This window comes from Oceanobacillus neutriphilus (genome assembly GCF_014645515.1).
Lineage (GTDB): Bacteria > Bacillota > Bacilli > Bacillales > Amphibacillaceae > Oceanobacillus > Oceanobacillus neutriphilus.
This window is the reverse complement of sequence record NZ_BMLW01000007.1, coordinates 70,239-88,296: the sequence shown is the minus strand read 5'-3', so window position 1 is coordinate 88,296 and position 18,058 is coordinate 70,239. Positions and strand designations below refer to the sequence as shown.

Below are 18,058 nucleotides of genomic sequence, written 5' to 3'. Positions count from 1 at the left end.
CCCTCTATTCTCCTGTGTATTTGCTTAGAATCTGATTCTTTTCCGCACCTATCATGGCCTTAATATATTTTCCGAGTATATCGGTTTCTATATTTACAAATTCTCCTTGTTTTAATTGTCCCAAGTTTGTGTGATTCATGGAATAAGGAATAAGTGAGATACTAAATGCTCCTGGCGTGACAGCTGATACAGTTAAGCTTGTTCCATTAATCGCTACAGATCCCTGGGCTACAACTTCCCCTTGTATTTGCGGCGGATAATAAAACGTAAGAATAATGGAATTTTCTTTTTTAACCTTTTTGATTAACCGTGTCGTTGTATCTACGTGACCTGAAACGATATGTCCTTCCAAGCGTCCGTTTGCAGACATTGCCCGTTCCAGATTCACCAGTGCATGTACCCGCAAATCAGAGAATATCGATTTTTGAAATGTTTCCGGCATAATGTCCACTGTAAAATCTGAGTCAGTTACCTCTATAGCAGTTAAGCAGACACCATTGATTGCCATACTGTCGCCAATTTTATAATCCTGCAAAAGCTCTCTGGAGGCAGTGCATGTTAACTCAATATGCTGACTCACTTTTTGGATTCGTTTGACTGTCCCTGTTTCCTGAATCAATCCTGTAAACATCCTTCTTTCCCCTCCTGCTGACTATTCGTATATCCTCACCAACTGCTTCCACACTCTGTAAAGTCAAAGGTATTGCAGATAAAACACCTCTCTTACTGGAAAAGGCAGGTACTCCATTGCCGCCAATCAGCTTAGGAGAGATATACGTTATTACTTCTTCAAACATATTTTCTGACAGGAAAGCATCATGAATTTCACTGCCACCTTCCACATAAACGGATTGAATACCCTCTTTCTGCAGGTAATCAACTACCTTTGCTATTGTCCAATCATCATCGGCTATCAGCCGGACATGATCTGGTGTATTTTTTATAGAATCGTTTTTTGTAAACACCCATATAGGAACAGCTTCTCTATAAATTTGAAATTTCTCAAAATCCAATGTTATGCCTTTCCGGTCCAAAATAAGGCGTACTGGCGGAAAATCAGTGATTATATCCGGTAATAATTTTGGATTATCTGCTAATATTGTCCCGCTTCCAATCAAAATAGCCTGAAAATATTGCCGTTCCTCATGTACTCTTTTATACGCCTCTTCCCCAGTAAGATACGTCCGCTGCTTCGGATGGACAGAAATCTTCCCATCCAGACTGACAGCTTGCTTTAATACAATATAGGGCTTCTGTCTCCTGTGAAAATAGTTATAATGCTTATTCAATGCTTCTGCCTTTTCCTGCAATATACCGGAAATCACTTGTATTCCCTGTGCTTCTAAATATGCCTTCCCTTTGCCCGCTACTACTGGATTAGGATCAAGCTGCGCAATAACAACTTTGGAAATACCACTATCTATAATCATTTGGGTACAAGGGGGCTGCTTTCCCGTATGATTACATGGCTCCAGGGTCACATACATCGTGGAATCGATTAGATCTTCTGGGGCTTCACATTGATCGATAGCAATTTTTTCTGCATGCTTTTCCCCGTATCTCTGATGAAACCCAGTAGCTAAAATAGCATCATCTTTCATAATTACTGCGCCGACTAAAGGATTGGTATATGTGTTTCCCCGCCCCAGTTTTGCGAGCTCTATCGCTTGCTCCATGAACAGCGTATCCATGTGCTTCCTCCTTTCTGAAACCGCAAAAAGCCCCGTGAATGTTCTTCACGGGGCGTGCTTAAATAAACCATGTCTATACACTGAAATAGATTTTTATGTACCTCAAAAGAATACACTTCACCCATTCATGTGCTGACTCAAGTTTTCTTCTCCCATCCAGACTTTAACTGTCGGCTCCAGAATCTCACTGGATCCACCGCAATATGCGGGTCACGGACTTCAAATCTCAAGAATTTGTCACCGCCGGTCGGGAATTACACCCTGCCCCGAAGAAATGATATAAAATTTTGATATTATTTTTTGCTTTACATACTCTAACTCGGCATTCTATAAGGAACTACAACAAATCAGCTAAATTATCACTATCCTGCTATATCCCCATAAACCCTGCCAAAAAATCTAGCTTCATATGCTAATATGTTAAAACTGATATTATCAGTTTTAAAAATAAAATGCAAGCCGCTATTTTTATAATGTTTTCATAATTAATGATATTTAGTCATCACATTACTTGTCAATCCCACTAGAATTTTTTGTGGAACAGGATCTTTAAATATTATATTCACTCCTATTATAACCAGGTCTCTGTCGATAATATCAGCGCTATTTCTATATATTGAAAATACCTCTAACAAACAATGGATTAACTTTCTCTTCTCTTTTACCCAATTTCCAAATAGAATATTTCATCATGATATCCTGAAGAACCATTACTTTTTGGAAAAGAATGATTATTATAAATTAAGTACGTATGATTGACAACGTATTAAAATTGTTTTAGGGTATAGAACGGTGGAATTATACTTCAACTGTTGGAGTATGATTCCACTATTTTGTTTTACTGCATTTCCGTTTTGTATTTGCATGATAATAAAACAAAACAAACATTCCGAGGAGATTTTCGCATTCCCCCCTCGGAATGTTTGTTGTTTGCAAGCGTCCTATTGTTACGATTTTGTTCGCTTATCCTTACCCATTTTTTGATCAGGATACTTACAATTATTCCAATATGATAAAAAGGTATTATCTATTAGATAGAAAAACGGGGTTCAGGGAAAGACTAAAAGGAAATCAAAACAACTATGATTAAACTCAACAAATTGGAGGAAAAGAAGTAATGCGAGATTCAAATAGAAAGAAGACTTCTTTAGATTTACCCACATTCCTTATAAGTGGTGGCGCATTAATACTATTTGTCATAGCCGCATTTTTTAATGCTGACTTTGTTGCTGATATAGTTAATACTTTATTCGGCTGGTCAGCTACTTATTTTGGAGTAATTTACCAGATGACTGTATTAGTCACATTTTTTATTGCATTAGGGTTAGCTTTTTCTAAATACGGAAAAATTCGTTTAGGTAATATGGAAAAGCCAGAGATGAGTACATTTAAATGGATTTGTATTATTATGTGTACTTTATTAGCAGGAGGAGGAATATTTTGGGCGGCAGCAGAACCTTTATCCCACTTTATAACAGTGCCCCCTCATTTCTCTGGTATTGAAAGCGGCACAATGGAAGCCGTTGTACCTGCTTTAGCGTCCAGTTTCGTTGACTGGGGCTTCCTGTCATGGGCTATTTTAGGAACACTGGGTACTATCGTATTAATGTATGCTCATTATCATAAGGGTATGCCATTAAAGCCAAGATCTCTGCTGTATCCCATTTTAGGTGAAAAAGTTATGAAAAGAAGTGTTTTAGGAACACTTGTTGATTCCTTTTCTATTCTTGCAGTTGCTGCTGGAACGATTGGACCAATTGGATTCTTAGGTTTGCAGACAGGTTATGGATTAAATGCGTTAACTGGATTGCCAAATACCTTAGTTATTCAAATTATCATCATTATCGTTATCGTTGTAGGCGCAGCTATCTCTGCTGTAACAGGAATCCATCGGGGTATTCAGCTGTTAACCAGCTTTAATGTCATCTTGGCACTTGGATTAATCATTGGAATTTTATTACTCGGACAGGGCTACTTTATCTTTAATAATTATTTCGAAGCATTTGGTCTTTATGTAAATGATTTTATTTCTTTCAATACCTTCCGTGGAGACGAAGAATGGCTTAGTTTGTGGACAGTATTTTTCTTTGCATGGTTTATTGGCTATGGTCCTATTATGGCGCTATTTGCAGCGCGAATCTCACGCGGAAGAACCATTCGCGAGCTCATTGTTGCAGTTGCCGTTATCGCTCCGATTATTACAACATTTTGGTTTAGTGTGGTTGGCGGAACAGGAATCTTTTATGAACTAAATGATCCTGGCTCAATATCAACTGCACTAAATGAAGCAGGTCCTCCTGCTGCGATGATAGCCATTACAGAGCAATTGCCGTTTCCTATGATTTTCGGAGCCTTATTCTTACTGGCTACCGTTATTTTCGTATTAACAACTGCAGATTCTATGGCACTGTCCATTTCAATGACTATTACTGGAGAAGGAAATCCTCCTAGCTGGCTAAGAGCGTTTTATGCATTGGTCATGGGGCTTGTTGCCATTGTATTAGTTACCATTGGTGAAGGAAGCGTGGATGCCCTGCAGTCCTTTATTGTGGTGACTGCTGTGCCGGTTGTATTCCTGCTGATTACCACATTCTGGACAGCACCAAAAGCAGCTAAGGATTTGTATGATAACCATAAGAAAGAAACATTATAAAACAAATTGCAATCAGCCTTTCTCTTAATCATGGAGAAAGGCTGTTTTTATGGTATGGACATTATATTATTTTTCATCAATACAAAATATAAAATAATCATCCGGATTCCAAACATGCTCCTCATCCGCAATATATCCACGCAGCCATAAATCCCCTTGAATCCGGCGAAGGTAAAAGCCCTTTGGAACACTGATGTCCTCACAGAAAATTTTTGATGCTACGGTTATCGATCCATAAGGAGCCCGATTTTTAAGCTGGTGTGCATCATATCCTTCTTTTTGATTTAAATACGCCAGTCTTATATAAGGAGCCAGCTCAAGTGGACAGAGATGTAATTTAAGATTAGCAGCTTTACTAAAAAGTTGAGATGTCGTAGCTCCATCGACAAAATCAAGATCCTTTACAGCAATCTCGATAATTTTAGCTTGATAGCATTCGTTGGACACTTCAAAATAATCACTGGCTATCAGCTTTTCGGCAAGCTCATTTAACAATATCTTATTTTCTTTCATTCTTTGCATTAATTGCGATTTAGTATAACCGACTGCTTTAATTGTTTTTATATGAGTATGGCAGGCAGAGTATTGATTTTCGCATTTAGCCACGTCGATCCCTCCTTACTATCCTTTTAGTATTAATAATTAAAAATATACCGTTATAATAATTGGATCTATTATTATATACAGCCTTTTAGAATTATTCAGCTTATTGCCTTTTTATCCCCACCCCCAGCTCTTCCAAACAAGAAAAATACTGTGGAAAGGTTTTAGCAACACAGCCTGGATCATTTAACTCAATCCCTGCTGTTCTTGAACCAATCAACGCTAATGCCATCGCAACCCGATGATCGTCATATGTGTTTAAAAGAGCTGGTTTCGGAGTACCGGGATAGATTTTTAATCCATCAGCGAATTCTTCTGTCTGGATTCTCAGTTCCTTTAAAGCTTTATAGATAACGCTAATGCGGTCAGATTCATGATGACGGATATGGGCAACGTCCCTGATAGTTATCGGCTCATCGGCAAATGGAGCAATTGCCGCTAAAGTTAATGCCTGATCAGACATTTCTTTCATAGATATTTCAAAGCCGCCTTTTAATTGCACAACACCTTCCAGCTCTATAAAGGAATCACCCTTTGTAACCTGACAGCCCATTTTCTCAAAGACTTCCAGCATCTGAATATCCGGCTGTTTGGTCGTCGCCGTTAAACCATTTATCCTTATTTTCCCGTTCGTCACTGCTGCCAAAGCAAATAAGTAACAGGCCGCAGAAGCATCCGGCTCCAGCTGAATATCTTTTGCTTTGTACGGTGAAGGATTTACAACAATTTGCTTGAGTGCATTGTCATGCTGTACATCTGCACCAAATTCTTTCATTAAAACAATCGATAAAAATACGTAAGCATGTTGAACAATTTCATCTCTGATCGTCACTGTCGTTGTTTTGTTGAAGTACGGTGCAGCAATTAATACTCCGCTGATAAATTGACTGGATATTGTGCCTGAAAGACGTACTTCTCCGCCTCTAACTTCTTTCCCTTTAATTCGCAACGGATAATAATCATTTTCAGCCAAGTAGCTGATATCAGCCCCAAGCGTTCTTAAGGCATCGATAAGCAGTGCAACCGGTCTTTTGCTCATACTTTGGCTTGCCTCCAGTTTCCACTCTCCTTCTCCGGATCCTGCTAATACTCCCGGCAGAAATCTTGCAATCGTTCCCGCTGCACCAATATATAAATCATTTGATTTCAAATGGCCACCGCTTCCTTTAATGTACGCTATATCATCCTGCAGCTCGATCTCTACTCCTAATTGTTTTAAAGCTTCGATACACCAGTAGGAATCATCGCTTTTTAAAATACCGCTCACCTTGGAACTCCCATCTGCCAGAGCACTCATTATAAGCGCCCTGTTCGTCAGACTTTTGCTCCCGGGAATGGCGATAGAAGCCTCTATCCTGTGCTTCGCAGGTGAAATTGTTATCTTATTTATCCCGTTTAAAGTTGTCCATGGACTTCTTGCCCTAGCATCAAACATATGATTTTCCTCCATCTTTATCTTCTCCTTCACTAGATGTTGTTTGTTATTCATTATAATTAGGATTATGATATAAATGAAATCAATATTTTTAACAATAGCTATAGGTGGTATCTATATCATGAATACAGATTTATATCGTGTATTTTATATAACAGCAATTGAAAAGAATTTCAGTAATGCAGCAAGGCGTCTTTTCATTACCCAGCCAAGCGTCAGTCATTCCATAAAGCAATTGGAAAATGAGCTGGGAATTCAGCTTTTCACCAGAACATCCAAGGGAGTTTTGGTTACAAAGGAAGGCGAAGTGCTATTTGATTATCTCAAACAAGCGTTTGATTTAATTGATAATGCAGAACAGAAGATAAAGGAAATGAAAAACCTGCAGAGCGGTTCTGTTACAATCGGAGGAAGTGATTCGACCTGCAAACACTATCTGCTTCCTTATATCCAAACCTTTCAGGATAAGTATCCCGATATCCAAATTAAATTACAGCATGGCTCTACCCCACAGATTTTGGACAAATTGGCAAATAAACTGATTGATATTGGCATTGTCCACTTGCCAGTAAGTCAAAGCAATTTATCCGTAACTGATTTTTTAAGTATTAACAGCATTTTTGTTGTCGGGAAAAGGTTTCAGCATCTTTCAAGAGAAAGGCTGACTCTGTCAGAAATAAAAGCATATCCGATTATTTCCTTTTCAGAGACAAGCAGCTCCAGAAAGTTTCTTAATCAGCTTTTCCTATCACAAAAACTGGATGTAAAACCGGATATCGAAGTCGGCAGTGTGGAATTATTAATCGAATGTGCCAAAATTGGCATGGGGGTTGCTTTTGTGACAAAAGAGCTTATATCAAAAGAATTAGCTGAAGAGAAATTATTTGAAGTAAAAATCAATGAGGTTATTGAAAAAAGAAAAATTGGATTAGCAACCAAGAAAGATACTTCTTTATCATTGGCAGCTGGCATGTTTTTAAATCATTTGTTGGCATGATTGGCTGTATAATAATAACCAAAAGGAACTATACTATGCTTTTCATAAATAGTCTAGTTCCTTTCTATTTCCGATTGACCCGTCTGTTAAAATTCCACATAAAATGGATGCTTGCTTTCATCCAGACAATATTCAATCCTTTCTCTAAAATTACCATTTTCCACCATTTCCAAAGCCTGCTCAACAGGAAAGAATCCAACATCTAAGCTTTCTGAAGAAGTTGTGCATGCTCCTCCAACCGGTTTAGCTAAGAATAATGTATTACAAATGGATCGATTCACATTTTGAAATATTCCACAGAACTTTAATATCTCTACATCAATCCCGGATTCTTCCTTCGTTTCTCTGATCGCTGCTTCCCTGAGAGATTCTCCTTCTTCTACTTGGCCCCCAGGCATTTCCCAGCCTCGCCGGGGTCCTTTAATTAACAAAAGCTCATTATTTTCATTAAGAACAATTGTTGCTGCAGATACGATATGCTTTGGTGGTGTGAAGGTTTCTGAATTATTTTGTCCCATGACTCTTCCTCCTCATCCAATATTCATTGCAGAGTATCATCTCTACACAGTCTATTTCTATTCTTTTCCATGCTCGGGTCGCAAAAATAGTGATTTGCCAACGACTGGTGATATATCCATTTTCGGGTGTTCACGTTGTATAAACTGATACACCTCAAGAACGATACCCTCTAATTCACTTAAGGAGGTAACAGGATCACTCAGAAAAACAGATTCTAGACGACTGGATATATTTTCAGGAGCTATAGCCATTGATTCCAACGTCTGCTTCTGCCATTTAAAAGCCGGATGATGCACATACTGTTTATTCAAACCGGACAGCATTCCCATTATATGTGTTTGAACATCCGTAATTACCTTATATAACATCAGCCAGTCTTTTCGATGCAGCAAAGCCTCTCGATTCGTCCAGCTATTACCTAAAAACATGTATTCTTTTATCATTGCGATACTTAATTCATTGGGGTACTGTTTTACCTTATCCTTCAGCTGTTTAACAAAGGATTCGCCGCTTAATGGGACACCGTCATATACAGCTGCTGCAAGACATTGTTTATATACATCCGGATTAAAAGACACAACAATATCATCTATGATGCCTTCTATGCTGGTTGTTAGAAAATTACTTATTTCTAATTTAATTCCCTCAGCAATATAGGTTTCTGACCATTCCTTTTCTTCATAAGGGTAAAAATCAATGATTTCCCCTGCCAGCTTAGTAACAGGCTTTTTTCTATCCTCATCTGTCGGAGGTTCCTTCCAAAAAATAAACAGTTCAATATCTGAATAGGAATCCTGCCAGTTTCTAGACACGGAACCGCCTAATAAAACAGCTTCTACTTTTGGATTTATTTGATAAACTTTTGCAGCTTTTTCTGCTAAAATATTTAAATTCATGATATCACCTCCATACATTACTTAAAAATATATTCATTCTTCATTTATTTGTTTATTATCACATATATAATATAATTAAATAGATTCTATTCATGAATTAGGAGGGAAAATGGATGAGCAACATTACCCTAATACAGCATTGTCAATCCGAGCATCATGTAAATAACATGTCAGGCGGATGGACGGATACCCCTTTAACAGATTTAGGAAGAAAACAAGCAAAATGGATAGGTGATAAATTACAAAAAGTTATAGCAGATGATGCAGAGCCTGTTCTTTATTCATCAGATTTACTAAGAGCGGCACAAACTGCAGAAATCATTGGTAAGAGGATTAATCTTGAAGTTATACAAGATAAAGAACTCCGGGAAATAAATACTGGTGTTGCGGCCGGAAAAACAAAGGATTGGGTAAGAGCTCACAGACAACCAAGAAAAAACAGCGGCATCGATTTAGATTATCGGGCATTTCAAAATGGAGAAACGAAGAGAGAGTTTTATCGCCGTGTTTGTCACTGTATGAATAATATCTATGATAAAGAAAAAGAGAAAAATATATTTATCGTCACACATGGCGGTACACTGGGATATATCACATCCTGGTGGGTGAAATTCACACCTGAAATGATTAAAAATGCATATTTCTCTTCATCGGCTGGCGGTATTACTGTTCTTGGTCAAAATCATTATCAGCAAAGAGTTATACATAAGTTTAATGACACCTCTCATTTTCTTGATTAGATAAATGGAAATTTCAATATAAATACAAGATGATTGTTTGTTCAATGCAATCATTTTGTATTTATATCATTTAAGATCCATTTTACTATTTATTAATCTATGAATTTCCCCATCAGCACTGTATTATAGTAATTTCCATCCGATAATCGTTTATCTTTCTTTAATACACCTTCTATTTCAAAACCATACTTTTTGTATAATTTTATTGCTTTATCGTTTGTTTCCAGGACACTCAATTTTATTTTCTTTATCTTATTAAATTCAGCCCAATGAATAGATTCTTTTAAAAGATTTTGTCCAATAGCGTATCCCCAATATTCCTTCAATACACAGACTCCAAAATCCACCTGATGAGAGGTTCTTTTTAACATATTGCCTTCACACCTTGAAAATCCTACAATTTCTCCATCCACTTCAGCTGTTAAGAATAAATTATTCAGACTCTCAGCATCATTTTTAATAATATGTTTAAAACCGGCCTCATCTATGTATGCCTCGCCCCTCTCCCTATCCATATTTTCTGTTTCTCCATCAATTTGTAACCTGATAGCAGGTAATCTTTTAGCATCTTTTTCTTCAGCAGTTCTTATTAGATACTGTATGTTTCGGATATAATATTCTTTCTGTTTCATTATTACTGCTACCTCTCTTCGTTCATTCTGTTGATTATTAATTGTTAAATAGTTCAGTTCATATATTCCGCTATTATATACCTTCACCCTTGAATTATTTTTTAAAGAGTAATTGCTAAATGTTTATTGTATATGTTTAATTTTCATCTTCAAAAATAATAAGGATTCTGAATTTTACTTTCTGCCCATTCCTTTACAGCCATACGATACATACCTTTTGCATGAATATAATCATGCCAAATAAATCTTCTTAATACTTTTCTCAGCGACCACTGTTCTCCATAGCTTCCTTGAAACACTTTATTTTGCAGAAAATCGCCTATCTCTTCTATCCTTTTTAATGCTTGAATTCTGTTTTGATAGATATCGTCAATATTATTTAACTCCACACCTATTTCACCTGTATAATAATTGGTTACACCATTTGTATGCTCATAGATCTCTTCCGGAGAATTCGGCACAGCTCCATAAAAGGATTTTCTTTTCGGTAAGGATGTATAATTCTTATCTGGAATGGAGTCATACAACATCTGAAAATCATGCGCAGATTGTAATACCCGCTTTTTTATTACCTTATATTCTGTTTCTAACAAAGGCTCCTGTTCCGACAAAAAGATAATATCCGAATCTGCTTCATGTATTTCCAGATCACTTTCTTTTGATTGAACAATGATAGTTTCCACAATATCTGTTTCAGCATAATCTATTCCAGCCCACCTGTAATACCTTTTGATTTCAGCAGGGAACTTAGAGAGAGCTTCTTCACGCTCTCTGCCCCTGGTATATGCTCCCGGGAAACTTTCAGAGTTCATTAAATATCCTTTATCATTGTATTCCACCACAATATTGTTTCTGATCAGCCCCACTCCATCGTCCTCCCTTTTTCCTCAGAGCTGCTCTCCATTAAAATGCAAAATACGGGTCGTCTCCAATGGATAGCCAGCTCTGACAGCAAAAATAATTTCTTCTTTCCTTGTTTCTATTTCTTCTTCCCCAAGGTACAATGTAATATCTTCAATATCGTGCGGACCAATTCGCCAATGCCCAAGCACTGCTCCTTTAAATTCGCCGTCTATTAAGAGATACTGAAGAACTTCTTTCCCTTTAAATTTCTCTTTCAATTCATCAGTTTCTGCTCTGACCAGAAAATCTGAGCTATCCAGCATAAATACAGATTGCGGGATTTCTTCATTGGTTAAATGCAAATCTTTTTTCTGCATAAATCCTTCGCCAATTCCATCCACTTCTATTTTTATAATTGCTTCGCTTTCCATTAATGCAGTTAAAGCACTTTGTATCGTTTTACGCTTTAATTGCGACCAGCTTGTCATTTGATCTAAAGTGGCAAATACGGCTGCATCCAAAAATCGCAGCAGCATTTCCGCCACAGCAGGAACCGTATCCTCTGCCCATTCGATTTCCGGCCATTCTGTTTTAAAGTCAAACCAGCCTGTATTCCAATCTGTATCAATTTGTGATTCATATACTAAAAAAGCTTCCTGAAGTCTTTTTAAAGCAGCGGTGATTTCTTTTGCTTTAAAAGGCAGCTCCTCTTTTAACTGCTCTTTGGATATACCCCCTGACGATTGAATCATGGATAAAACCTCTTCATGAAGCGCTGTTATTTTTTGAACAGGTTTTCGAAAAATCGTACTGTAGAGCCCCAGATCTTCTTCCAGAACATATCCGACACGTCCACCCTGAAAACGCCCTTTTACCAGCTGATGTTTTTTGCGCAATCCTTCCGAAAGGAGTGTGTCATTAAAAACTGTCCTATGCACCAGCTTGGGAGCTTCACCTGGACGGCTATTAAAAACTGGAGCTACCGGCTGTAGTTGCTGGAATAGTTCCTTATATTCTCTTATATCATGGCTATTCTCAAGCGGAAATATCAATTTTTGTCTTTGCAAACGCTCACAAATTATCTTTTCTTTATTCAAATAGGATTCACCTCCCAGCCCTTTTTCTTATCTGTTAAACATAAAGATCAAACATATTTATATCGTAACCCAGCTGCTTTAAATAATTAAAGAATTGTGCCCGGTGATGGAAAAGGTGAGAAACCTCCTCTACAAGCCAATGCGCCTGTGTCTCACCATCTTCTAAATAAAACGGCTTTGTCTTTTTAGTTAAAAAATCCTCATCCGATAGAGACAGCATATACGTTTTAAACAACTGAAAGCCAGGGTTCATCGCATTAATTAATTCTTCAGCAGATTCCAGCCTCTCATATTTTGCTTCTAAATCTCGAATCTCCTTTTCATCCTTCTCCTGCCAAAGATTCAAATCTACTTCTGGTACAGAAACAATATGTCTGGCCAGTTCCCTGAGATTTCGCATATTTTCTGCCGGCTGGTAAGGCCAATCCTTTTCCTCCACCTTGTTCAATAACCCTGCCATAGACCGGATACCCAGCTCCAGCTCTTCTAATAATTCTTCTCTCAACATCGATATTGCCTGCATAAGATTCACCCTTTCTTTTATTTCCCTTAATGTATCATGGAATCGTGACAGATTATGTCATCATTCATAAAATTCGTTGAGAAATTAATTGTATTTTTTAAGTAAGCTTTCCAGTTTCCTTTTTATAGAGTTTACAGCTTCTTCCGGTTCTAATACATGAGCATCACTGCCAAAATTCCAGACCAGATCAACAAAATACATTAACTCCGACTCAGGTATATTCATTTCTACCCAGCCTGTCCCATCCTCACGCCTCTGAACATGCCTCTCCAAATCTAACTCTGACATTGCACGCCGTACTCCTTCTCTCGTTAAATCTACCAAAAAAGTAACCGGGTTAGAAACTTCGGATTCTGACAGCTCAATCCATTCCATAATCGATTGATAAGGCAATTTCCGCCCCTTTTTATCTGTACGCACTGCTTTTTTTATTCGATCCGCACGAAACAAACGAATTTCCTCGCGCAGAAAACAATAAGCCGGGCAATACCAGAAACCATTATGACTGTACAAACCAATTGGCTGAATCATTCTCTCCTTTATCCCCTTTTGACTGTCATATTGGATAGTCACGATGGATTGATCTACCGCTGCATTTAATAATATATCTAGCTCATTCGCCGTCTGAACCCGGCTGGGATTCCAAAAAACAATCCGGTCTTTCATCGTATTAATACGTATCTTGGCGTCACCAGGCAAATAGCCATATAATTTCTTTAAAACATAGCCGACTTCCGTTTCAAACGGCAGGGCACCTATAAATTGCAGGGAATGAAAAGCAAAATAAAGTGCAATCGCTTCAGATTCTTTCAATAAAACTGGAGGCAGCATCCGCTCATTCAATACATAATAACCGCCGTCCGCACCAACTTCTGAATAAAGCGGAACCCCCAGCTCACTCAATTCATCCAAATCTCTGAGAATCGTACGATAAGAGACGTTAAATTCTTCTGCCAGTTCTCTCGCTGTAAATTTGCGTTTTGCATTTACTGTCATCATTAGCTCAATTAAACGTTTTGTTTTGGACATTGTGCTACCTCCATTTAAATGAAGGATAAGAGAAGTTATATTATAATACTCTTAAACTTCCTCTCAACCTTTTGCCGGAAATGATTTCCCCGTCAGAATCATGTTTACCTGCTTAAGGCTATCCGCAATATATGCAGGCTTTTCATTTTTCAGCTCTTCCATTGAACCATAACCATATGTAACTCCAATAGAATCAACGCCAGCTTTAATGGCTCCAATTAAATCATGCTTTCTGTCACCAATCATAATAAATTCTTCCAAAGTGTATACTGGATATTTGTCTATAATATATTGGATAATTTCCGCTTTTGCAGATCTTGTTCCATCCATATTACTTCCTGCTATCATTTCAAAGTACTTGCTGATTTGAAAATACTCCAGTATTTGCTCTGCAAAAACAGTCGGCTTTGACGTCGCCACCGCTAAAATAAATCCTTGCTCCTGCAGTGATTGTAATAACCCGGGTGTATCAGGATACAACATATTCTCATACATCCCTTTTTCCTTAAATCTTTCTCTGTAAAACTGGATAGCCTTTTGCGTTTCCTGTTCATTGAAATGGTAATATTCAGTAAACGATACCTGCAAAGGGGGGCCGATAAAGCATTCCAGCTTATCCAGATCAGGTTCTGCAATTCCCATTTTATCTAATGCGTACTGAACCGATTTTGTTATGCCTTCTTTGGGATCGGAGAGTGTGCCGTCTAAATCGAATAGGATTACTTTATAGTTACTCATAGGAGCTTCCTTTCTATTTCAGTATTTAACTTCCTATAATATTTAAATGAAATTATTCTATATTTATTCATACATACTAATAATAATTTCTTTTCTAGGTATAGATGTCTTTTTTAACTTTTGAACAAAAGTATTTAAATCATACGGGGCATATCTTTTCGTAATATGAATTCCTTTCTCATTTATATCAATAATTGCATAACGTGTGCATAGGATTTATTGTAAACTCCCAATGAGCCAGGGTTGAAAAACAAAGTACTGTTACACTCAATCTGATGGGAATGATGGTCATGACCAAAACAGACTAATGAAAACTCACTTAAACTATTAATTGATGAAAAATTTTCCTTTGAAGGAATGCCTGCTATATCAAATGGATCTTCACATATAGGAGAATCACACGCTACAGGTGTCATCGGATAATGAGTTAAATGCAGCTGTTTTTCGTAGTATGTAGGGTTTATTATCCGGGGAAGACTTTCCAGCTTCTCTTTATACTCCTTTTTAAGTCTTTCAGCAATCCATGCTTGATGAGGAATAACGTTCACTCTGCTTTTGGGATAAGGGTGATTGTTTAAAAGCGCTAAGACAGATTCATCATGGTTTCCTGTAATCATTGAAATATTTTCTAAATCAAATAATGTCTCTAAAACTTCATTTGAAAAGGGACCAATTCCGATCATATCACCGAGACAATAGATATAATCAATGGATTGCTCTTTTATATCTTTTAAGACGGCATTTAACGCAGAGATATTTCCATGTATATCTGTGATTATCGCTATTCGATACATATCTAACCCCCTATCCAGGATTAATTCATGCTTGATTTCATTAATTTTATATACTTCTCTATTTTACCATTTATTTTATGTTAAAATTCCCTCTAAAAGCATAATTTCATTAAGATAGATTTTACTATACAATGAAAAGACAGAGAGGAGCAAGATAAATATATGATCGAATTCGAAGATAGATTAATAACTATCCTCAAAGAAGACAGCTATATCCTATCAATTTTACAAACAGTGGAGAAATTGCAGCTAAACGATTGCTGGGTTGCTGCTGGACTAATCAGAAATAAGGTTTGGGATACCCTGTACAACTGTCATACAAAAATAAATGATATTGATGTCATTTACTTTAATCAGACAGACCTTTCCAGAGATACAGAGAAAAGATTAGAATCAAAATTAGAAGAACTAATGCCTGAACAGCCATGGTCTGTGAAAAACCAGGCAAGGATGCATGTAAAGAATAACAATCTCTCTTACATATCTTCTTTTGATGGCGTTTCTCACTTCACTGAGATACCTACTGCTGTTGCTGCACAGCTGCATCATCAGGAAATAAAAATAATGGCTCCTTATGGCTTGAAGGATTTATTTCAAGGGGTTGTCAAACCAACTCCATATTATTCAAAGGATACTAAACTGCATCCCGTTTATATTGAACGGATGCGAAGTAAAAAATGGAAGACGACTTGGAAAAATTTGATTATAGAATATTAGATTTATCTTTCTTTTATGATTGGGATCCGGATTCAGATTCCTCAGGAGACGAGGAATGTTTCAAATAAGTTTGTCTTCTGGTTACTGGATTCTAAAAGCCCTGTGAAACAGCAGAGTATGCGATAAAACTCGTATTCATAGGGCTTCTTAGCCATATTTAACTTATGAGAATGGAATTCCTTTTTTATAATAACTCTAACAAAGCAAACCTGATGCAAAATTAAAAACCTAAATAAAACGTTGTTTTTTCACAGAGAAAAAATAACAAATTCCTCCAACCATCCAAAATGGCTCCCAAAATACTAATCTCCAAAAGGTTGCATGAACTTCTAAATCCATATCTAAAATTGCAAAGGAACTCAGCGAAATAGTAATGAAATTTAATAGACCATATACAAATAAGAATACGCCGGCAATTTTTGTAAGGTAATAAAGCACTTTGGAAATGACGGCGTTTCTCCATGGAATAAGCAGAAGTAATAATACTAATGCTCCTAATAATTTCACAAAGCCTGTCAGCCAGACAATCAGAATAAAAGCAGGCTCGGGATTAAGTGATATTTCATAGATTGCCCCACCCAAAGATCTGACACCAAGCATTCCGCCCATTGCCCAATAAAAGCTCATACCAGCAAAAATAACCGACCAAACAACACCTAAAGTAAGCCACCATTTGTTAACTCGCAAAGTCAATCATCCCCTCTACATAGTTAATCTTTCTTCCAATTTTAAAGTAATGCTTTCATATAGCCAGGCTCCTGCTTTAATAATTTTGATAAGAATAATAGCTGTGGAAAAGGCTTTAAAATTAATTCTTTGTTAAACCCTTCTGTTAATATCGCCTGCCCGCTTTGCTGCATTAGTCCATTTAACGTTATTCTGTGATTACAAATAAATTCAATCTCTTTTGGAGACAGTAACAAAATCCCTTTTGACTCAGAAGAGGGTTTGGGCTTACTCTCTGCAAAAGAAATATACATAACAGTAAACCCTTCTTCCTGATTTCCTTTAATTAGAATGGGATTTATTTTCTCCATTGGCTGAATTATACTTCCTGTTTCATCCCAATTATTTAAAAGGTAGGTGACAGGAGAATCTACCAGATTTATTTGCATAGCAGCCTCCTCCATCACTTCTCTTTCGGCTGTCTCCAAAGGGCTTTCTCCTGCTTCACTATGTCCTCCTAATCGCACAACACCGAGTTTACCTCCATTTTTCGTCGGACCAACTTGAAAAACAAAAAGACCATTATATAAAACATAAGCTCCTGCTGTCCTTACATTTTCCATAATAGTATCCATCATGCTTATCACCTTTTTTCATCTGAATTTTCAAACTCCACTGCCAAATAAAAAAGAATCAAGAATTTATAATCTCCATACATTCTTGATTCTCTACGCCTTGCATCTACTTATAACTATACTCTTAGCATGCCCCGGAATCCCCTGGAGCTATAATAAGAGTCCGCTCCGTTATGATATAAGAAAACACGTCCAAATCGAAAATCGCAAAAGACCGCTCCGCCGAGTTTTCGAATATCATCCGGTGTCTTCACCCAAGTCGATGTTTTCGCATCGAATGTTCCAAGCTTCTGGAGCTCCCGATATTGCTCTTCTGTTAAGATTTCAATACCAATTTCTGCTGCCATATCTATCGCAGTATTTTCCGGTTTATGCTTCTTTCTCGATTCCAGCGCCGCACGGTCATAACAGATACTTCTTCGTCCTTTAGGGCTTTCCTTAGAGCAGTCAACAAAGATATATTCATCCTTCTCTTTATCATAGCCGACCACATCTGGCTCGCCTTCCGTTTTCTCCATTTTGTAGAGAGAAGTTAATTTTTCTAGATTGCTTTCCAGCTTAGTTTGGATTTGCTTCCAGTCAAGTTCATGATGACGATCCATATTTTTCTCAAAGCGGGTCTTTAATTTGCTCAGTAATTCTTCCTGTTCTTCTTGAGAGAGCTCTATTTTATTTTCTTTTGCCATATCTATTCTCCTTTATTTTTTATAAAGACCATTCCATGTTACTTATGTATTGTTCATTATATCCATAAAGAATGAAAATTTCATTTTTTATAAATAGATTTTTAGTTTAAATTACAGTCAGTTTTCATTATCATCTAAGAAAGAGAAAAATCGCTCATGTAAAA

20 protein-coding genes and 1 riboswitch are annotated in these 18,058 nt (G+C 37.1%); of the genes, 4 read left to right on the top strand and 16 right to left on the bottom strand.

Annotated features, from left to right (window positions below; all coding sequences use genetic code 11):
• Positions 1–4 precede the first annotated feature (4 nt).
• Together IEX29_RS12645 and ribD are read right to left on the bottom strand one after the other, a co-directional pair.
• On the bottom strand, positions 5–631 hold the full coding sequence (locus tag IEX29_RS12645; protein WP_188734795.1) for a riboflavin synthase: 627 nt from the start codon (positions 629–631) through the stop codon (positions 5–7).
• Positions 564–1,691 carry a bifunctional diaminohydroxyphosphoribosylaminopyrimidine deaminase/5-amino-6-(5-phosphoribosylamino)uracil reductase RibD gene (gene ribD / locus IEX29_RS12640; protein ID WP_188734794.1) on the bottom strand — a complete coding sequence of 376 codons (1,128 nt, stop codon included), beginning with the start codon at positions 1,689–1,691 and terminating at the stop codon, positions 564–566. Before ribD ends, IEX29_RS12645 begins: the two co-directional genes overlap by 68 nt.
• A gap of 140 nt (positions 1,692–1,831) precedes the next feature.
• A riboswitch (FMN riboswitch) is annotated at positions 1,832–1,969 on the bottom strand.
• Between the two features lie 839 nt (positions 1,970–2,808).
• Here ribD and IEX29_RS12635 point away from each other — a divergent pair.
• A complete protein-coding gene (locus tag IEX29_RS12635) occupies positions 2,809–4,344 on the top strand; it encodes a BCCT family transporter (protein ID WP_188734793.1) in 1,536 nt (511 codons plus the stop codon).
• A 66-nt stretch (positions 4,345–4,410) separates the two neighbouring features.
• Here IEX29_RS12635 and IEX29_RS12630 read toward each other — a convergent pair whose 3' ends face one another.
• Both IEX29_RS12630 and aroA read right to left on the bottom strand, forming a co-directional pair.
• The gene (locus IEX29_RS12630) at positions 4,411–4,950 is read right to left on the bottom strand and encodes a helicase (RefSeq protein ID WP_229720208.1); all 540 of its coding nucleotides are present in this window, start codon (positions 4,948–4,950) and stop codon (positions 4,411–4,413) included.
• A gap of 100 nt (positions 4,951–5,050) precedes the next feature.
• On the bottom strand, positions 5,051–6,397 hold the full coding sequence (gene aroA / locus IEX29_RS12625) for a 3-phosphoshikimate 1-carboxyvinyltransferase (protein ID WP_229720207.1): 1,347 nt from the start codon (positions 6,395–6,397) through the stop codon (positions 5,051–5,053).
• A 106-nt stretch (positions 6,398–6,503) separates the two neighbouring features.
• Between aroA and IEX29_RS12620 the strand changes: the two genes are divergently transcribed.
• Positions 6,504–7,379 (top strand): LysR family transcriptional regulator, encoded by an 876-nt coding sequence (locus IEX29_RS12620; RefSeq protein WP_229720206.1) that lies wholly within the window; start codon positions 6,504–6,506, stop codon positions 7,377–7,379.
• Between the two features lie 86 nt (positions 7,380–7,465).
• Here the strand turns inward: IEX29_RS12620 and IEX29_RS12615 are convergent, their stop codons facing one another.
• Together IEX29_RS12615 and IEX29_RS12610 are read right to left on the bottom strand one after the other, a co-directional pair.
• On the bottom strand, positions 7,466–7,897 hold the full coding sequence (locus IEX29_RS12615; protein WP_188734792.1) for an NUDIX hydrolase: 432 nt from the start codon (positions 7,895–7,897) through the stop codon (positions 7,466–7,468).
• Positions 7,898–7,954: 57 nt separating this feature from the next.
• Positions 7,955–8,794 (bottom strand): DUF4037 domain-containing protein, encoded by an 840-nt coding sequence (locus tag IEX29_RS12610; protein ID WP_188734791.1) that lies wholly within the window; start codon positions 8,792–8,794, stop codon positions 7,955–7,957.
• A 113-nt stretch (positions 8,795–8,907) separates the two neighbouring features.
• On the opposite strand from IEX29_RS12610, the gene IEX29_RS12605 reads away from it, so the two are divergent.
• Positions 8,908–9,534 (top strand): histidine phosphatase family protein, encoded by a 627-nt coding sequence (locus IEX29_RS12605; RefSeq protein ID WP_188734790.1) that lies wholly within the window; start codon positions 8,908–8,910, stop codon positions 9,532–9,534.
• A 92-nt stretch (positions 9,535–9,626) separates the two neighbouring features.
• Here the strand turns inward: IEX29_RS12605 and IEX29_RS12600 are convergent, their stop codons facing one another.
• From IEX29_RS12600 to IEX29_RS12570, 7 genes are all read right to left on the bottom strand, one after another.
• Positions 9,627–10,166 (bottom strand): GNAT family N-acetyltransferase, encoded by a 540-nt coding sequence (locus IEX29_RS12600; protein ID WP_188734789.1) that lies wholly within the window; start codon positions 10,164–10,166, stop codon positions 9,627–9,629.
• A 149-nt stretch (positions 10,167–10,315) separates the two neighbouring features.
• A complete protein-coding gene (locus IEX29_RS12595; protein ID WP_229720205.1) occupies positions 10,316–11,032 on the bottom strand; it encodes a hypothetical protein in 717 nt (238 codons plus the stop codon).
• A 21-nt stretch (positions 11,033–11,053) separates the two neighbouring features.
• A complete protein-coding gene (locus IEX29_RS12590; RefSeq protein ID WP_188734788.1) occupies positions 11,054–12,106 on the bottom strand; it encodes a DNA glycosylase AlkZ-like family protein in 1,053 nt (350 codons plus the stop codon).
• A 34-nt stretch (positions 12,107–12,140) separates the two neighbouring features.
• Positions 12,141–12,629, bottom strand: a complete 489-nt coding sequence (locus tag IEX29_RS12585; protein WP_188734787.1) for a DinB family protein — start codon at positions 12,627–12,629, stop codon at positions 12,141–12,143.
• 84 nt (positions 12,630–12,713) lie between these two features.
• Positions 12,714–13,658 (bottom strand): helix-turn-helix transcriptional regulator, encoded by a 945-nt coding sequence (locus IEX29_RS12580; protein WP_188734786.1) that lies wholly within the window; start codon positions 13,656–13,658, stop codon positions 12,714–12,716.
• 63 nt (positions 13,659–13,721) lie between these two features.
• On the bottom strand, positions 13,722–14,396 hold the full coding sequence (locus IEX29_RS12575; protein WP_188734785.1) for an HAD family hydrolase: 675 nt from the start codon (positions 14,394–14,396) through the stop codon (positions 13,722–13,724).
• A 182-nt stretch (positions 14,397–14,578) separates the two neighbouring features.
• The gene (locus tag IEX29_RS12570; RefSeq protein ID WP_188734784.1) at positions 14,579–15,190 is read right to left on the bottom strand and encodes a metallophosphoesterase family protein; all 612 of its coding nucleotides are present in this window, start codon (positions 15,188–15,190) and stop codon (positions 14,579–14,581) included.
• A 162-nt stretch (positions 15,191–15,352) separates the two neighbouring features.
• Between IEX29_RS12570 and IEX29_RS12565 the strand changes: the two genes are divergently transcribed.
• Positions 15,353–15,907, top strand: a complete 555-nt coding sequence (locus tag IEX29_RS12565; RefSeq protein ID WP_188734783.1) for a nucleotidyltransferase family protein — start codon at positions 15,353–15,355, stop codon at positions 15,905–15,907.
• A gap of 228 nt (positions 15,908–16,135) precedes the next feature.
• On the opposite strand, the gene IEX29_RS12560 is transcribed toward IEX29_RS12565, so the two are convergent.
• The 3 genes from IEX29_RS12560 to IEX29_RS12550 all read right to left on the bottom strand — a co-directional run bounded on the left by IEX29_RS12560 (position 16,136) and on the right by IEX29_RS12550 (position 17,894).
• Entirely contained in the window at positions 16,136–16,594 is a 459-nt protein-coding gene (locus IEX29_RS12560) for a DUF3995 domain-containing protein (RefSeq protein WP_229720204.1), read from the bottom strand.
• 41 nt (positions 16,595–16,635) lie between these two features.
• Positions 16,636–17,208: an NUDIX hydrolase gene (locus IEX29_RS12555; protein ID WP_188734936.1), complete on the bottom strand. Its 573-nt coding sequence runs from the start codon at positions 17,206–17,208 to the stop codon at positions 16,636–16,638.
• A 116-nt stretch (positions 17,209–17,324) separates the two neighbouring features.
• The gene (locus IEX29_RS12550; RefSeq protein ID WP_188734782.1) at positions 17,325–17,894 is read right to left on the bottom strand and encodes a DUF4256 domain-containing protein; all 570 of its coding nucleotides are present in this window, start codon (positions 17,892–17,894) and stop codon (positions 17,325–17,327) included.
• Positions 17,895–18,058 lie beyond the last annotated feature (164 nt).

Excerpts from the sequence above, each read along its gene's own strand:
- IEX29_RS12645 (WP_188734795.1), bottom strand. The coding sequence starts at position 631 with ATGTTTACAGGATTGATTCAGGAAACAGGGACAGTCAAACGAATCCAA.
- ribD (WP_188734794.1), bottom strand. The coding sequence starts at position 1,691 with ATGGATACGCTGTTCATGGAGCAAGCGATAGAGCTCGCAAAACTGGGG.
- IEX29_RS12635 (WP_188734793.1), top strand. The coding sequence starts at position 2,809 with ATGCGAGATTCAAATAGAAAGAAGACTTCTTTAGATTTACCCACATTC.
- aroA (WP_229720207.1), bottom strand. The coding sequence starts at position 6,397 with ATGGAGGAAAATCATATGTTTGATGCTAGGGCAAGAAGTCCATGGACA.
- IEX29_RS12620 (WP_229720206.1), top strand. The coding sequence starts at position 6,504 with ATGAATACAGATTTATATCGTGTATTTTATATAACAGCAATTGAAAAG.
- IEX29_RS12615 (WP_188734792.1), bottom strand. The coding sequence starts at position 7,897 with ATGGGACAAAATAATTCAGAAACCTTCACACCACCAAAGCATATCGTA.
- IEX29_RS12610 (WP_188734791.1), bottom strand. The coding sequence starts at position 8,794 with ATGAATTTAAATATTTTAGCAGAAAAAGCTGCAAAAGTTTATCAAATA.
- IEX29_RS12605 (WP_188734790.1), top strand. The coding sequence starts at position 8,908 with ATGAGCAACATTACCCTAATACAGCATTGTCAATCCGAGCATCATGTA.
- IEX29_RS12600 (WP_188734789.1), bottom strand. The coding sequence starts at position 10,166 with ATGAAACAGAAAGAATATTATATCCGAAACATACAGTATCTAATAAGA.
- IEX29_RS12585 (WP_188734787.1), bottom strand. The coding sequence starts at position 12,629 with ATGCAGGCAATATCGATGTTGAGAGAAGAATTATTAGAAGAGCTGGAG.
- IEX29_RS12580 (WP_188734786.1), bottom strand. The coding sequence starts at position 13,658 with ATGTCCAAAACAAAACGTTTAATTGAGCTAATGATGACAGTAAATGCA.
- IEX29_RS12575 (WP_188734785.1), bottom strand. The coding sequence starts at position 14,396 with ATGAGTAACTATAAAGTAATCCTATTCGATTTAGACGGCACACTCTCC.
- IEX29_RS12570 (WP_188734784.1), bottom strand. The coding sequence starts at position 15,190 with ATGTATCGAATAGCGATAATCACAGATATACATGGAAATATCTCTGCG.
- IEX29_RS12565 (WP_188734783.1), top strand. The coding sequence starts at position 15,353 with ATGATCGAATTCGAAGATAGATTAATAACTATCCTCAAAGAAGACAGC.
- IEX29_RS12555 (WP_188734936.1), bottom strand. The coding sequence starts at position 17,208 with ATGGATACTATTATGGAAAATGTAAGGACAGCAGGAGCTTATGTTTTA.
- IEX29_RS12550 (WP_188734782.1), bottom strand. The coding sequence starts at position 17,894 with ATGGCAAAAGAAAATAAAATAGAGCTCTCTCAAGAAGAACAGGAAGAA.